Below are 15,824 nucleotides of genomic sequence, written 5' to 3' on the forward strand. Positions count from 1 at the left end.
CTCTGGCGAGGGCGAGGGCGAGGGCGTAGGAGACGCGACTGAAGTTGCCGACCGTGGTCCACATGGGCCGTCTCTCGATCCGAAGTAATTGCGCCACTTCCGTTTCATTCATTCAATGCCGCTCAAGCGATGACGCTGTACTGGATATCCCACCGTGCCGGTTGTTATCTCCTTCGTCTCCACCAAAGGCGGCGTCGGTAAGACGACCGTCGCCGCGAACCTTGGCGGCTTGCTCGCAGCCTTCGGCCTGAAGGTTCTCGCGATCGATGCAGATGTCCAGCCAAGTCTAAGTAAGTTCTTTCCCATCCATTACCGTTCATCGCAAGGTCTGACTGCCGTCGTGACCTCAGGCGGCAATCCTTCGGCCGACTGCGTCAGTCGCACAATCTTCTCGAATCTCGACCTGATCTATTCCGATACGCCGGATGCTGCGCTGCAGGCATGGCTCAATCGCCGTGAGGATCGCTTAATGATCCTTCGCCGGGCGATGCGCAGTCCATTCATCGAGCCTTATGACGTTGTGCTGATCGACACGCAAGGAGCGGTCGGCGAACTGCAGAAGTCCGCGGCGATGGCGGCCGACGTGATGGTGTCACCCGTCAAGCCCGATGCGCTGAGTGCTGGCGAATTCGCCACGGGCACGATTGCCATGCTCGACGAACTGAACCGGCTTGCCGACTTCGGCGAATCATTCCGTTCGGGCGACCTGCTGACACTGATCAATGCACACGAACGCACCACCAGTGCAAGGGCACTCGCAGCTGTATTGCGAGAGCGGTTTACCGGCCATCCCAAAGTAAGGGTACTCAGAACGGTCATTCCGTCTGCCGCCGCGTATGCGGCAGCTGCGACGGCGCGCGTTCCCGTCCACGCCTTCGATCGCCGCCGCCAGTTCGACAATTCGGCCTGGAACGTCATGCATCGCCTCGCCTGGGAACTGTTCCCGTCGCTCGCGAACGTGTATGCGGGGTCTCCGATGCCCGCGGTTGACCGCATGGAGACTGTGAGAAGCGGACAGGGAGCAGTCGCATGAGTGTGTCTGGAGAGCCGGTCGGTGCAGCACGCGAGAATCTCGCCGCTCAGCGCTTGGACGTGCTGTCGCCCGGTGTGCGCACGCCCGATCCGCAGCTGACGTCGCTTATCCGGCTCAAGATCACTGACGTGATGGCTTATGAACGCAATCCGCGTCGCGCGTCGCATGAGCGCATCGCGGAGCTCAAGGAGTCGATCCGCACCAACGGCATCGAGCAGATCGTGACGGTGACCCGCCGTCCGGGCGCACAGACGTACGTGGTAGCGAAGGGTGGCAATACGCGCGTGACCGCGGCGACAGCTCTTTATGACGAAACGCGCGACGATCGCTTTCTTTACTACGACTTCTTCTACGTGCCGTATCCCGGCGAGGCGAAGCTGCTGGCCGCCCACCTGCGAGAGAACGACCAGCGGGCGGATCTCTGTTTCTGGGACAAAGCCAATGGTTATCTCGCGCTCAAGAAGGATCTCGAAGGCGAGCGGGGCGAAGTGCTGTCGCTGCGCGAGTTCTCGCGGCTGCTCGAAAAAGAGGGGGCACCCGTGAGTCACGTGCTGCTTGCGCTGTTCCAGTTCGCGGTAGATCGGCTGTCGGCGCTCGGACCAGCAACAGTGTATTTGAGCCGCCGTGCACTCGTCGATGTGATTCAGCCCGGCATCGGCATACTGCTGCGCCTCGGGCGACGCCTTGGTTTTGACGACCACTGGATGCAGGAGCGGGTAATCAACCCGCAACTGAATGGCATTGCTGCACGCTGCGGTCTTGACGATGTCGGCCTTGCGCAGCACGCGCCGGAGAAAAGCGTCGCGTTAGACGCAGCGCAGTTGGTGGACGGACTGCGACTTCGCCTAGCAAGCGAGCTTGGGGTCCCGCGCGCCGCGCTCGACCGGATGTGCCATCTGCTAGAACACATGGCTGATGTCGCAGCCGACGAGTTGCGCGAGGTAGGTGGCATACAAGTCGAGCGGGGTGAAGCTTCATCAGACGCATCTTCTCCAGAAGCGAATAACACATTGGAAACACGGGGCCCATCGGCGTCATCGAAACAGGGCGCTGGCGAGGAAGCTCGCGTGGTGCAGGCCGTCAGCGGGACTGTGTCAAGGCCGACTGCTATCGAGAAATGGACTTGCGAATCCGGTGCAGCGGCGGATGGTCTGCAATTGGCTGCGGACGACGGGTCCATACTGGTCGCTGATGAAAGGGACGCGGCGCGGGGTCCGCAAGCTGCGCCGTCGGCACAGCAGAGTGAGATATTCCGGGAGACAGTGCTCGCATTCGCGCGGCGCTGTGGTCTCAACGGGTGCGTACGTGATGCACCCGGACTGCCGTATGGCTTCATGATCGAGCCGCCGCCACCGGGCGGACTGCGCTTTTCACCCGACGCTGATGCGCAGGGTGATGAAACTGCACTAACCCGCTATCTCGGCTGGTGGTGGCTGGTCTGCCTAGCGCGGCAGAACACCGCAACGGGCCTCACGCGCGTGCCCACCGATAGTCTATTTGCGCAGATGGCTCGCGATGACGAGACGTGGAACCGCACGTGTGACGCGAGCGTTGGCGAGCCGTTACTCGCTGATCGCATGGACGTGATGTTCGACGTCATGCTCAATCCGGATCATCCGATCGGTCAGTGGTGGACCGAGGTCGTTCTCGCCGCGCGCGCGTTCCGCGCGGCCCATCCTGAACGGTTTGTGCCGGAATGCTGGCCGGAACCCAGTGCAGATGAGCGGCTTCAGCGAGGGGGGCCGTAATGGAAACAGCCTTTCTGCGTCTCGAGAGTGAGGCGCTCGAACGTTTCGTGCTGCTCGAATTGATTGCCTTCGCTTGCATGACAAAGCGGCCAGCTGTCATAGGCATTGGGAATCGGCAAGTTTCATGTGAAACAGGCACGATCGATACCCGACGGATAGACCGATTACCAGATGCAATCCGGCGAGTGCTCGGTGATGCCAGGTCGTCAGCGCTTACGCGCGATCTACTGGGTGCCGGTGCATTACGCATCTTCGTGGATGCCGGCGCGTTGCAGCGTCGCTGTGAACTGATCGAGCGGCAGTGGCGCGATCAGGATCTGTTGCGCGCGTTTGTCGAAAGGCAAGCGAGCATCCCGATGATCCGCGCGTTCTTCCGCACGGCCACGCGCGCAACAATCACGCACTTGAGGTTGGAACTGAATGTCGCGGCTCCGACGAAACCGCGTGCACTCTCGCCGTCCGAATTGGACACACTGTTTGATGCGTGGTGCGCACTCAACGACATCGTCGATTTGCGCGAGCGGTACCTGGCGCTGCATGAGCGATGTGATGGTCAATGGTCGCTCGCCACGCTTTTCGCGGCACTGAACGCGGATACGGGCGCGTGCCGCCCATCTTCTTCCCAGCAGGAGCTTCAGTATGTACGACATGCGACTTGATCCGGAAGGCAATCTGCTACCCGGCAAGACCTGGGACGATTCGCCTGGATTGCCGCCTGCTGAGGCCGAAATGGTTCTCTCAATGCTCGATGTTCCGATCACGATCGACCGCTGTTTCGTCGAGATCTGCGGCGACCTCGCTGCGGCCGCAATGCTCACCGAACTGTCGACGCTTGAAAGCGAGACAGGATGCCAACATGCCTGGCTTCGGGTCGCGCCCGAAGACTTCGAACGAAGACTTGCGCTCACCGAGCCGCAGCAGCGCGCCGCGCGGCGGCTACTCCGGTCGAAAGGGCTGATTGCGCATAGGCGGCAAAAGACGCGCGAGGCGGACGAGTTCCGCGTCCTATGGCCGGCCGTCGTCGCGCTACTCCAGCGCAAGGCGGAGGAGCGAACGGCCCATATCGTCTGGCCGCCCGTACATCCGAGCTATCCGGACCACCTCGAACAGCTGAAGGAGCTTGAATCATGATGCCCGGATGCCATCCCTATATCACTGAGTTCGAAGCGATGTGGGCAATGCTGAGACCGCACCGCCCCATTGCTTTTGGAACACGGCTTGCCCGCATCACCGGACATCCCAAGCAGGCGCTCCTGCTCTCGCAACTCGTGTACTGGACACGCCGCGGACGTGATGTGGACGCAAACGGCGGATGGGTCCACAAGACGCGCGAACACTGGCTGCTGGAGACGGGACTGTCGCGTGAGGAGCAGGAAAATGCGCGGCGACGCCTGCGGAGCATGAAACTGCTGACAGAATGGCGCGGTGGCCAACCCGCGCGTATGCACTACCGGCTGGAGGTGGAAGCAATCTCGAATGCAGTTCATTTCACTTGCCCAATGGTCGCGCAGCTTCCATCGTCGATCGAAGCGATGCGGGCGGATCAGTTCGCGGGCGACGCCTTGCTTGGGCCGACTGTCGCGTACCGGCGCATTTTTGTTGACCTGGTCGGTAACGTGAACGCGGCATTGCTGCTCTCACGCATGGTGCAGCTGCAGCGCCGCGAGGCCGATCGGCAATGTACTTGGTTCACGCTCACGGCCGGAGAATGGCAGCGCACGCTCGGCCTGAACCGGCGCCAGCTCGAGAACGCGAGAGCGCGGCTCGTGCGCCAAGGGCTGATTCGCGAGCTCACGCGCCAGTGCACCGGCCGGCGTGTGTTCACCCAGCTCAATGCGGGCGAACTGAAGCGCCAGCTTGAACGCCTTGTGTCGCGCGGTGAGATGTGCGAGCGGCTCGCGACGCGCAAGCGCATGCTCGCGCAGAGTCTGCGCGAAGGAGGCGAGCGTGCCGCAGCGATACCGCCGGCTGTTACCCCGGGTAACAGCTGTCCGGGCGGCATTGCAGTTCATGCGCCGCAGCTATATGCGCGGACGATGGAACACCCAAAGTCGCCAACCAGAAGTGTCCGACTGAATGTCAACGTGCCTGTGGTGCCCCCGCGGTCGGCGGGTTTGATCCATTACCGATGGCGGGAAACGTGCGTTGCAGACGCGCGCGTATACGGAAGGATTACATACTGGACTACAACGACTGGCGGCCCAGCGATCTCGCCAGGCGAGCGGCCGAATCCGGTTGTAGTGGGGATCGATTGTCCGTTCTCGCAACTGTGCGCCACAGATGACATCGGTGCCCTCGTCTGGCCAGCGATGGTGGCCGAGAATGACCGCGCACTGATCGCCTCCCACCTCGCACGGATTCCTGCTGCGGATCGGCAGACGCTGCTGGACGAAATGGCGGCAGGTCACCGGCACCAGCCGGTGCAGCTGCCCGTCGCGTACATCGCAGGTCTTGTGCGCCGCTATCTCGCGGGAGACTTTATCGCCACCAGGGCGCATCTCGAACGCGCGGCGCGGGAGCGGGCAACGCAGCGCGAGGGCGCAAACGCGGCTTCGCCAAGCTCCCACGAAGCCAGCGACTTGCCGGCGTCAACGCGCGAGACCGCCTGCAAGCATCTTGCGGCGATCCGCGACGCACTTCGCACACGGACGGCGCATCGGCCGACTCGTCGATCGTCGAGCGAGTTGGCCAGTCAGGCAGCCACCCATGCGTGACCGAATCCGTCACGCCCGCTGGGCGCGCCCCACGTCAGCTCGTGATTGCCATTGCGCGCCGCTGTTACCCGGGGTAACGGCAACCCGGCCTGTCGCCCGCCAATTACGCGCGTGTTACCCAAGGTAACACGACGAGCACGCCGTTAGTTGTCACTGAAAGTCTATCTTTGAGGAGCCTGACATGGAGCCATCGCCCAGCGCTATCGACCCATCTGTTGACGCCTTTGCATGCTCTGCGTCGTCGCCGTTTCCCGATGGCTACGACGTTGAAGCAGAGCGTGTGATTCTAGGGCGCGTCATTGCCGAGGGCGATCCTGATCCTGCTGATCCGCTGTTCGGGCGTTATCAGTTGCTTCTCGAACGCGAGGAAGCGCTGAATCACATGCGCGAGGCGCACGCGTTGCGACAGGGCAGCGATCCGCTAGTACGCCCGCATGAGGCGCAGGCCATCAGCCGAATCGGCCAGCTCGGCAGCCAGGGCGTGGACCGCATGCGGTTGCATACTCGGGATGCGATGCGGCTCTTTCTTGGTCGATCGATCGCGCCAGGCGAGCAGGGCCATCCAATGGCAGGCGGCCGCCGAGTGGCCGCGTCCCTGCGCGCGCTATGGGCGCTGTCGGGCAACGACAATCCGTACGCGGACTGGAAGCTCATCGAGATCGCGGATCGCATCGGCGGTATTCGGCGCGCGAACGAACTCGAGCAGCAACATGCCCGCCAGTTGCTAGACGCCGCGCACAAAAAAGGCCTCGAGTATTCAGTGCTGCAATCGCGCGAACCTGCACACGTCTCGCTCGAATTTGGCTCGCCATACGGTTACATGATCGTAATGCTGCTCGTCGAGCTCGATTATCTGGTGCGCCTCGTGCGTTCGTCGGTGTTGCGCGACCTGATGTCGTCGACCGAGGGCTTCCGGCGCATCGGCTCGGCCAAGCACCGGTGCCTGTCCGTGTTCCATTTCGCGGTGCACTGCCAGCGCGTGCTCACGCGCGCCGAACTGCTGCCGCTTTCGCGCGTCGACTTCCTGCCGAATGCGGATGCTGCCGCACGCGAACGCGTTGAAGCGGCGCGCTCGCTGCTCGGTGTCTTGCCCAGGGACGTCTTTGCCGGCGGGCGTGAGCCACGTCACAGCCGGCGGCGCGCGAGCCGCCTGTCAGAGGCGGAACTGCGGCTGCTCGACAGTGTGCCGCTGTCCGGGGACGATGCGGTCGCGAAAGCTGCATCAGGCGCGTTAGTGCAATGATGCGAGGACTGCGGCAATGACTGACCGACCTTCGGATCTGGATCGACGTTCAAAGGCCTTTAAGGGTAAGGGAGCCGGCAGCCTTGCGCCAGCAATGGCGCTACCTGTATCACGGATCGCGGGCGATGCCGGGATACGCGTGCTACTGCGTTCGTACGAGCACTGGCTCGAGGAGACTATGACCGAAATGCAGACGCTGGCGCTGGAGAGCGCGACCACCGGGCTCGACGTGTCGCTGCGCTGCGTACGGATCGCACTGGCGAGCGGCGCGACACGCCATCGTCTCGACTGGTTCATCCGCGGTGAGCCACATGCGGTTGCCTGGCCGTACGTTAAGGGCTGTTTCAATCGCATTCCCGCGCCGCTACGGACGTATCTGCAGCAGTGCCAGATTCGTGCCAAGGAGCTCAATGCACTCGAGTCGGTATTCCGGTATGCGGCGAGTCAGCTCGCGATGTACCTGGAGCACGGCACGGTGAAAATTCGGCGCAGCGATGAGACGTAAGACCGGTGCGGAGTTTCGTCCGCGTCTGATTGGCGGACACCGAGCTGACGCAGGGCACCCGAATAAAAGAAGCAGGAGTGGACAGCGCGTGCGATAGACAGGGGCAATCCTTGATGAACGGAGTCGGGAATGGGAATCTATGCAGAACTCGTCGGTAACGTGCTGGCATCGCCGACGATGAAACAGGTCAACACCGCCAGCGGCACGCGCCGCATTGTCGAACTGCGCGTGATGTCCGCCAGTTACCGACGGCTCGAGGACGGCACGCTGGAGCAGCGCGACGGACGGACGTTCCCAGTCGACGTGACTATCTGGAACGAACTCCTCACCGAGCGCGTGCTTCAGCATATCAGGACCGGGGCGAGTGTCGTCGTCCGCGGCGACTTCTACGTCAGCCCCTGGATCAATCGCGACAACGAGGCGGACGCTGGCGCGCATATCGACGCGGAGTCCATCTCGCTGAACCTCGTGCGCATCGAACAGGTGGTTTATCGGCCGCGCCAGCCGCGCGAAGGCGAAGTTTCCGGCGGCTCATCACAGAGCGAGGGCGGGGGCGAGCAGGAGGGTTCGGCCAATGACGTATCGAATCCGTCTGAGTCGACCTCGGAAGGGGAGTCGCCTGCTGAGGATCCAGAGGGTGACACGGCATCCCCGGGGCAAGCCGCGAGCCGGCGTTCGCGCCGGGCGGCGCGGGCGCAAGGCCAATGACTCGCAGCGGAACTCGCGTGCCGATGGACGAGTCGTCAATGCGTGACGGCGCCTGTCCGACCACGCCTGACGCCGAAGAAGAGCGCATGTTACGGGCCCTCGTGTTTGAAGGCGCTGCGCTCGCACACTGCGGCCCCTACGTTGCATGCTTTCGTGGGTGGCTCGTTCGAGTTTCGCGTGAGAATTCCTCCGAAGCCGGTTGCGCAATGCGAGTTACCGCTGAAATTTGTTGCCGCCATGGTGGCCTGCTATGGCGCATCAGTTTGCTTCCGAACGTCTGAGTCAGCAGGTGCTCATGTAAGGTTTCTCTTGCCGCATACGCGCCGGATACGGATGTGTCTTGTTTCACAGAACCCGGAGATTGCGAATGCGTCCGATTCCCGGTGAGCGCTGTAGTATGAGATCCGTGATGTATTCGGGCAGCAGCGCACGCGGTATGTTCGGCGGAATCCCTTCTACAAGTTGCGACGGGACCTGGACAATGAGTCGGTCGGGATCGCTTTGCAGGCTGTGCTCGTAGCTAACTCGGTAATCCATGTGACGTGCCGTCTGATAGGCGGGAGCGGATGGGACATCCAATATGGCGGTCGTTTGCTGATTTTCAATATCGAGCGATCCTCTCGGAGCCACTCAGCCTGAGTGATGCAGGGACGCGGACCGAGCCGAGGCTGCGAGGGGATTGCGTATTGCCGGTCTCGCATGTTTCTCGTTTGTCGCTTCAATGACGCGGACTACGCGAAGGCTTGTCGGTGGCAACCCGCATCTCCTGACCGTATCTGTGTCGCGCGGTGCGCGGAAAGGCTGTTGCGGAAAGGCTTGCGCGCGTACCGCCTTCGCGATACGGTAGCTGGGCTGGCTTTCGACGGCTGCCGTCCACGTACCCGACGGGGAAGCTGTCGGCCAGTCTTGATTACTGAAAGAGGAAGAGGTAATGAATAAACAGGAACTGATTGATGCGGTAGCGTCGGCTACCGGTTCGAGCAAATCCATCACCGGCGAGGCGATTGATGCCGTGATCGGCGCGATCACGAACGCGGTGGTCAAAGGCGACACGGTGCAACTGGTTGGCTTTGGCTCCTTCACTCAGGGCAAGCGTGCCGCGCGCACCGGCCGCAATCCGGCGACGGGTGAGGAGATCAGCATCGCCGCGGCGAAGACCGTAAAGTTCACGGCAGGCAAGGCGTTCAAGGACGCGGTCAACGGCGGCCAGCGGTAGGCGCGCGGTCCCATAAGGGGTTACCTGACAGGCGGCGGTTGCTCCGCCGCGCGTTGCTACCGGATATACGGCGCGAGCACCTTGCTGACAAATGAGGAAGCGGCGTACTGTCCGAATTGTTCCTTAAGTCGGGCGTTGAGCGCATCGCTGGACGTGCCGTTCGCATAGGCCGCGTCGGTGAGCGCGGCATGAGCATCGAGCACATCGGCCGCCGTGATCTCATACCCGGCGCCGGCGTCGATCCAGCGCAGCGCAGCCAGGCCGCAGCTCATCGCGAACACCGGTTGCCGCTGCGCGAACTCACGTGCGGCCCGAATCAGGGTGCGTGGATCGGTCGGGCTGGTCTGGATGAGCGACATCGCGAGATCGAAGAGTCCCGCGTCCTTCGCCGCAGCAAACCATTTGCCTTCCGAACCCGGCTCGCTTTCGATGAGGTCCTGCAGGATTGTAGTCTGCGACAGTCCGGGATATTTCTTCACGATCGCACGGAAGGTCGCGAGGTACGTCCCCGCGCGGTTAGCAGCGATCGCATACCGCTGGTAGGCTTCGTCCGCCATGCCGCTGGCGAGCAGGATTGTCTCGCAGGTGAGGGCGATGCCACTTTCTGGCGTATGGGCATTACGCGACTGCTCGGCGTAACGCAGCGCGTCTGCGGGCCGGCCGAGCGCTACCAGCGCCTTTACGCCCCATTGCCGGTACCCCCACCATGTCATGCGTGCGGAGTCGACCAGCGCAAGAAGTTCGTCGAACCGCTGCGCGACGTAAAGCGCACTCATGCACGCGGTTGTCCCGACAAAATATCCACCTTGGCCGTCGGGGCCGATCACACGCGCCGTGATTGGCAGTAGCCTGTTCGCCCATGCGGAGGCCATATCTGGTGTCGCACAAAGTTCGCCCCATGCATCGGCGAGGTGCTCGATATACGGTATCTGGTCTTCCTGCAGTGCTTCGAAGAGACGTTCCAGCCAAGCCTGTCTGATTGGGGAATCCACTTTTGCGGCGGCAATCAGGGGAGCCAGTGCATCGATGGCCCGGTTGACTGCGGTGCCCATCGCTCCGGACGAACTGTCGACCTGTTCCAGTGCCGGAGACACTCTCTCCAGCAGCAGCACCGCGCCTTCGGCAGCAAGGATGGCATCAGCGCGCGCCGCCTGCCGGATCTCGGCGACGGCTTCCTTTAAGCGCTGGATCGGCAACGCAGATTTCCAGCCGAAGGCGTTACGCCGGAAACGGGCAGGGAAGGTCCATCGATGTGGGTTCTTATGTGACATCGCGGGCTTTCAACATTCAACGGTTTTTCATGTAGAGCCGGTAGAGCGGATCATGGAGATCACGCAGATCGCGGCGGCGATCCATCAACTCGTGATGGCGGCCTTCGCGCTCGAGCGCGAGCAGCCGAAGCACCCGTCTTGCCGCACGCTCGGGCTCGGTGTTACGACCGGGTTGCGCCTGCTTTAGCAGTGGTGCCAGTCCGGTTTTCTGGATCAGTGCCCAGGCCGGAAACCACGCCAGGTCGACGACATCGCCGCTTCCGTCAAAGGACGCATCGAATGCCCTGCGCAGGGTATCCAGCGAACTGTCTTTGAGACGCGAGAACAGGGTATCGAAACGCGTGGGCGCAAGCCATGCGAGTTCGGCCAGAAGCGGCCAGGCGGCTTCGAGACCATCGATCCGGTACCGGCATTCGGCCATCCACATCAGCGGCGCAGGAATGCGACGCCACGATTCGATGCGCATGACCGTGGATTCCGTGGCTTTCCAGTTACCCGCTTGCAGGTAGAGCGAGGCGGCATGTGCATCGGGCTGACCCGCACGGAACAGAAGACCCGCGGCGCGTTGCGCGAGTTCGTTCCAGAAGGGCGCCAGCCATGCGATGGCGCCGCGCTCGCCCATCAGGTCGCTCGCCGAGGGGTGGACGCGGGTCAATATCGTCTCCCGTGAGCCAAGTGCAGCGTCGTGACTTTCGAAGGGGCTGCTGCAACGTCCTTCGAGGGCAGTCACGAGCGTGTCGACTGCCATGCGTGCCGCATCGTCCGGGTATTCGTGCGTGAGGATCTGCAGCGCGTCGCGGGCGACTGCGGCATCGTGGTGCTGCAATGCTGACAGGACATCGTTGCGCAGCATCACATCACGGCTGTCGTCAAAAATATCGAGTTGCATGGGTTGGGCTCAGAAAAGCTGGTCGCCAGGATTTGCGAGGTTCGATCACTTCACGACACTCCTTAACGGGCGGCCGTCTTCGAGGATGGACTCGATGACGGCGCGCTGGCCGCTTGCCTCGGCCACCACGCGTACCATCCAGTCCCGGTAGCGCATCAGCGCGCCGATTGGCGGGCACCTGGGGCGGTTTCGTCTTGGGTCGGCTTTCGGCATCAGGAAGGCGGGGGGCGGAACGACAGACGATTATCCCACGCCTGTCCGCGGTAACAGCAGCTACCGGTTCACCGCACGCAGCAATGGCGTACCGGACAGGCGGGCGATGGCGGCGATACCCTGGCGCTGGATGTGTACGAGCGCGAGGTCGGAATCGAACCAGCTGTTCGCCAGGCTGATGAGCACGTCGGGCGATTGCAGCAACACGCGCCAGTGCGGCCACCACAACAGGTCCTCATAGCAGATCGAGAAGGCCACGCGTTTGCCGGCGACGATGACGTTTGACTGCATCATGCCGCCACGGATCGCACTGACGGCCGCACCGGGACGCCATAGCGCCACGGGCACCGGCTGGCGACTGTCGATGCGCCCGCGGCTGGCGCCAACGATGATCGCACTGTCGGTGTATCGGAACGGCGTGCCGGACACGGTCAGGTCCATGCCGATGATCAGTGTTCGCTTCGCTGAGACCAATGCCTGGATGTCGTCACGCCACCAGTAGTCCATCGCCGGGCGCCACAGCCCCACGATTTCCTCTGGCATGACGACGACGGTGGCGCCCGCGGTGAACGCGTGTTGTGTGATGGCCTGGACCTGTTGCGTTCGGGCGTAGAGCAACGCGTAGCTGGACTGATCGAACCGGCTCAAGCGTGTGTCGAGTGCGACCCAACTGGACGATACTTCCGGCGCGCTCGCCACACTGCGCGCGACGGCGGACAGTATCAGGAGCAGCGTCGCGGCATGTCGGACGGGAGGTCCGTGTGAGACGGAGGCCGCGCACGCGATGGCGGTCACACCGAGCATCAGGCCCGGCGCCTTCCAGCCAGGAAACAGGGTGCTGGCGACGTATGCCGGCGATAGCCAGCCGATGATGCCGAGTGGTGGTACGGTCACGAGCACGGTCGCGACAGCGGCGCACAAGGCGTAGCGTGCGGCGCCCGCGTTCGGCCCCGGCTTGAGCACGGCCCACGGTGTCGCCAGCACGCACGCCTGCGCGATCCAAAACAGGAAGCCGAGTACGAGCCCCTCCGGTCGCGTCAGCTCCCCATAGCCGGAAAAGAAGCGCATGCTGACGACGGGAATATCCCGTGCGCCAGCGAGGTAATAGCCCATCCAGATTGCGAGTGCCGAGGTACGTTCCCGCACGCGGGACCATATGGCTGGCAGGAGCAGCAGGAGCACCTGCCAGTGCCCTGGGTACCATGCGGACAACGCCACGAGTGCGCCGGTGGAGATGAACGTCGCACATGCAAGGCTGCGTGGGAGAGACTGGAAAGTTGCCCGTGTCGACGGAAGAAGTGGAGGCAGCGAAAACATGGGTCCACAGGGAGGCAGAAGTCAGCGGCACGGTCGATGCCGTGCCGGGCTTTCCCCAGTGATGCGCGCGCTGCATTGTCGAGCATAGGACAGGTTTTGCGTTCGCGCTACGTTGAAGAATAGCGTCGAGAGAAAAGTCACCGACAAAAAAAGCGCCCGGTCCCGGAAGGGATCAGGCGCATCGCTTTGAATGGGAGCGAAAAGGGAAGGAGACCTTCAGGAGCGCGGGGCGACAGCGTTGATGTAGAGGTAACCGGCGTCGGCTTCGATTTGGAGATCGAAGCCTTCGGCGATCACGCGGTCGAAGACCGCATCGCTGCGATCGAGATACTCGACGAAATCATCGCCGGCGAATTCCGCCTGGGCGCGTTCCCACCAGTCGGCGAATGGCACCGTATCGGGATTGCATTCGACAGCCCACGCGATGATCCTGCGACGGCCGTTTTCTATTTCGCCTTTCTCCGAGAGCATGTAGACGCCGTGATCCTTGACCAACACGATTCGACATTGCTGTGTGCGGGCTTCGGAGATGACGGGACGCAGATCAGCGGTCAGGAAGTGGATCATGATGAATTCCTCCATGAGGGATGGGGTGGGAGATGAGGTTCCCGGTTATTCCTGACTCAACAGTTGCCGCGCGAGCGCAACTTCGATGCTCTCTCCGCCCTGATTGAGGATGTCGAGACCGGAATCGGGCATGTCGCCGGAGGTGGACTGCGAGACGGCGATCTTCTGTCCCATCAGCTTCAGACACCGCATCTGCGCGGTCCCCTCGTACCCGAGAAAACGCACTGTGACGTCGAGCGTCTGACCAATACGCCAGCTGCGGCGTGCGGCCTGTTGCAACGTATAGACGTTGTAGCCCGACTGAAGAAAAGCAATCGTCGGGAATTCGAGCAGATCGAGCCCGGTCTTGACCAGTTCCGGGTTTGTGATGATGACCTCGGCGCCGCGTTCGAGCTGGTCCGCGACCCAGTCCTCGCGCTTTTCAGCAGGGACACTCGCACGGAGCACGGATGCCCTGACGCCTACTGCATCGAAGAGGTTCTTCAGCCGCACCGACGTATCGCGCGTACCGGTATAGGTCGTGTAGACCAGCGTGCGCCGGCGATTCAGCAGTTCGCCGCGCACGAGTCGCAGCAACGCTTCCTCCTTGGGACCCGGCTGGTCGTCGCGCAGCAATGCAGGCACGCTGGCGAGGATGCGCTTGGTACGCGGATGACGTACGAGCTCGGGCCTAAAACAGCATTCCGGCCATGCAAGTAATGCATTGAGCACCACACCTAGCAGGCTCTTGTCGCCGCAGCGTAATGCGGCGCGCAGTTCCGATGTCAGCGTCGACTCGAGCGCACGATAGGCGGCCGCCATGTCGTCGGTCATTGCGACCGGGAGCAACGATTCGTCGTAGGGCGGCAAGACATTCTGGCCGAGCTGCGAGAGCTTCAGAAAGGCCGTGTACGGCACGACGTACCGCATGATGCCCTTGGGGCCGAAGCCCGGGCCCTTCACCGTCGAGACGCTCTTGCGATCGCCCTTCGCGGTGCGGTGTGAACCTTCATCGACCTGCTTGTGAATATCGATGAGCACGCCATGCTCGCGCATGAACGCCATCGTTGCGGCCGCCATCGAGCCGTTGTTGTTGTAGTTGAACCCGTCTTCGATCAGCATGGACGGATTCAGGCGATAGAGCAGGTGATACAAATCGTCGGCGTAGCCGCCCATCAGCGTGCCGGTGAGCAGCAGCGTTTTCGAGGCCTTGCGGGCCAGTACGCCCATGGCCTGTCCCTGGGCTGAATTTTCGTTCTTGTATTCGTGGCCTTCGTCGGCAATCAGCAAACCGAAGTAGCCTTGAGGAAGGTATCGCTTGATGAACTCCGAGGCCTGATAGCCACCCTGTCCGAACGAGATTTCGGTGTGGGCGAGCGCACGCTCCATGCGCTTGGCCTGCCGGTCCGAGAATACAAGCTCGCCGGTGTCATCCATCAGATTGATGAACTCATACAGATTATCCTGCAGCATGTCGGCGAGCATCGATTCGCCAAAGCGGGAGAGCAGCCGCTCGGCGGTCTTCTCGCCAACGGTCGGCATCTGTAGCAGCGCGCCCTTCACCAGTTCGCGCATCGTTCGTGTGCCCTGGCCTTTGGGCGCAAGGGTCCACAGCCGCTCACCACAACTGCACGCCCGACGCTTTTCGTTGAGTGCGGACCGCGCCAGGGTGGGCGTCAGTGGATTGCCGTCTTCATCGCAGACGAACTCGCCGCACGAGGGGCAACAGGCAAAGACGCGTGTGACTGCGTCGGTCTCCATGTCGAGCGTAGCGACGCGGCGCGCGAACGCGGGCTTCCAGTCGAAGCCCATACGCATACGCACGCGACCGAGAATGAAAAATTCCGGCACCGCTGGCTTCGAATGCATGACTCGTAGCTGAAGCAGCTTGCGCAACGTATCCGGGCCGTTGAGAATCCAGACGCGTGCACCCGGGACCGTCGTTTTGATTTCGCGTCGCCATTTGTAGACGAGATGCGGTGGGGCGATGACGAGCGTGCGTGGATAACCGGTGTGATGCAGCAGGACCGCGACGCCAATACCCATCAGCGTTTTTCCGGTGCCCATTTCTGCATTGATGACACCGCCTGGCGCGTGCTGCGTGAGCAGCGTCGTGATCGCGTGGATGACCTCGCGTTGCGCCGGAAACGGCTGGCGCGAAAGTGCACCCAGTAGCGCGTCCCAGCGTTGTGGACGCTGGCCGTCATAGATCGACGGATTCTGCTGGCGGACAGCCTCCAGCAGTCCGGCACCGAAGTTGGCAATGAAGTCCGGTAGGGAAATTACGTTACGAGCTTGATCGCCGCTTACCAGATCGTCGTCGGTGGTGCTGCTATCGACGACAGCGGATTGCAGATCTTCCATGATGCGTCTCCATAAGACGCGGGTCACACGTTCCCCTGGCAGGACGTATGAGTCCCG

15 protein-coding genes are annotated in these 15,824 nt (G+C 62.3%); 9 read left to right on the plus strand and 6 right to left on the minus strand.

The annotated features are described in order from the left end of the window. Positions 1-154 precede the first annotated feature (154 nt). From O1Q03_RS13075 to O1Q03_RS13110, 8 genes are all read left to right on the plus strand, one after another. Positions 155-1,033 (plus strand): ParA family protein, encoded by an 879-nt coding sequence (locus O1Q03_RS13075; protein ID WP_269503933.1) that lies wholly within the window; start codon positions 155-157, stop codon positions 1,031-1,033. Continuing rightward, positions 1,030-2,781, plus strand: coding sequence for a ParB N-terminal domain-containing protein (locus tag O1Q03_RS13080; protein WP_269503934.1), 1,752 nt, complete (start codon positions 1,030-1,032; stop codon positions 2,779-2,781). The genes O1Q03_RS13075 and O1Q03_RS13080 overlap by 4 nt, the downstream gene beginning before the upstream one ends. Continuing rightward, positions 2,781-3,440, plus strand: coding sequence for a hypothetical protein (locus O1Q03_RS13085; protein WP_269503935.1), 660 nt, complete (start codon positions 2,781-2,783; stop codon positions 3,438-3,440). The genes O1Q03_RS13080 and O1Q03_RS13085 overlap by 1 nt, the downstream gene beginning before the upstream one ends. Further along, on the plus strand, positions 3,421-3,912 hold the full coding sequence (locus tag O1Q03_RS13090; protein ID WP_269503936.1) for a hypothetical protein: 492 nt from the start codon (positions 3,421-3,423) through the stop codon (positions 3,910-3,912). The genes O1Q03_RS13085 and O1Q03_RS13090 overlap by 20 nt, the downstream gene beginning before the upstream one ends. Continuing rightward, complete coding sequence (locus O1Q03_RS13095; RefSeq protein WP_269503938.1) at positions 3,909-5,495, plus strand: hypothetical protein; 1,587 nt, start codon at positions 3,909-3,911, stop codon at positions 5,493-5,495. Before O1Q03_RS13090 ends, O1Q03_RS13095 begins: the two co-directional genes overlap by 4 nt. A gap of 181 nt (positions 5,496-5,676) precedes the next feature. Then, positions 5,677-6,738 (plus strand): PFL_4669 family integrating conjugative element protein, encoded by a 1,062-nt coding sequence (locus O1Q03_RS13100; RefSeq protein WP_124522292.1) that lies wholly within the window; start codon positions 5,677-5,679, stop codon positions 6,736-6,738. 16 nt (positions 6,739-6,754) lie between these two features. Next, complete coding sequence (locus tag O1Q03_RS13105; RefSeq protein ID WP_124522290.1) at positions 6,755-7,243, plus strand: hypothetical protein; 489 nt, start codon at positions 6,755-6,757, stop codon at positions 7,241-7,243. A gap of 129 nt (positions 7,244-7,372) precedes the next feature. Continuing rightward, positions 7,373-7,951, plus strand: coding sequence for a single-stranded DNA-binding protein (locus tag O1Q03_RS13110; protein WP_124522289.1), 579 nt, complete (start codon positions 7,373-7,375; stop codon positions 7,949-7,951). 345 nt (positions 7,952-8,296) lie between these two features. Here O1Q03_RS13110 and O1Q03_RS13115 read toward each other — a convergent pair whose 3' ends face one another. Then, positions 8,297-8,488, minus strand: coding sequence for a hypothetical protein (locus O1Q03_RS13115; protein ID WP_269503940.1), 192 nt, complete (start codon positions 8,486-8,488; stop codon positions 8,297-8,299). A 394-nt stretch (positions 8,489-8,882) separates the two neighbouring features. Here O1Q03_RS13115 and O1Q03_RS13120 point away from each other — a divergent pair, with 394 nt between their 5' ends. Next, a complete protein-coding gene (locus O1Q03_RS13120; protein WP_124522286.1) occupies positions 8,883-9,167 on the plus strand; it encodes an HU family DNA-binding protein in 285 nt (94 codons plus the stop codon). A gap of 56 nt (positions 9,168-9,223) precedes the next feature. Here the strand turns inward: O1Q03_RS13120 and O1Q03_RS13125 are convergent, their stop codons facing one another. The 5 genes from O1Q03_RS13125 to O1Q03_RS13145 form a co-directional block, all read right to left on the minus strand. Continuing rightward, positions 9,224-10,438, minus strand: coding sequence for a hypothetical protein (locus O1Q03_RS13125; RefSeq protein WP_269503942.1), 1,215 nt, complete (start codon positions 10,436-10,438; stop codon positions 9,224-9,226). Positions 10,439-10,454: 16 nt separating this feature from the next. Next, positions 10,455-11,327 (minus strand): hypothetical protein, encoded by an 873-nt coding sequence (locus O1Q03_RS13130; protein ID WP_269503943.1) that lies wholly within the window; start codon positions 11,325-11,327, stop codon positions 10,455-10,457. Positions 11,328-11,600: 273 nt separating this feature from the next. Further along, positions 11,601-12,857 carry a conjugal transfer protein TraB gene (locus O1Q03_RS13135; protein ID WP_332112528.1) on the minus strand — a complete coding sequence of 419 codons (1,257 nt, stop codon included), beginning with the start codon at positions 12,855-12,857 and terminating at the stop codon, positions 11,601-11,603. Between the two features lie 216 nt (positions 12,858-13,073). Beyond that, positions 13,074-13,424, minus strand: a complete 351-nt coding sequence (locus O1Q03_RS13140; protein ID WP_269503946.1) for a DUF3085 domain-containing protein — start codon at positions 13,422-13,424, stop codon at positions 13,074-13,076. A 45-nt stretch (positions 13,425-13,469) separates the two neighbouring features. Continuing rightward, entirely contained in the window at positions 13,470-15,767 is a 2,298-nt protein-coding gene (locus O1Q03_RS13145; protein WP_269503947.1) for an SNF2-related protein, read from the minus strand. Positions 15,768-15,824: the final 57 nt, after the last annotated feature.

The organism is Burkholderia sp. IMCC1007, assembly GCF_027257875.1.
Taxonomy (GTDB): domain Bacteria; phylum Pseudomonadota; class Gammaproteobacteria; order Burkholderiales; family Burkholderiaceae; genus Burkholderia.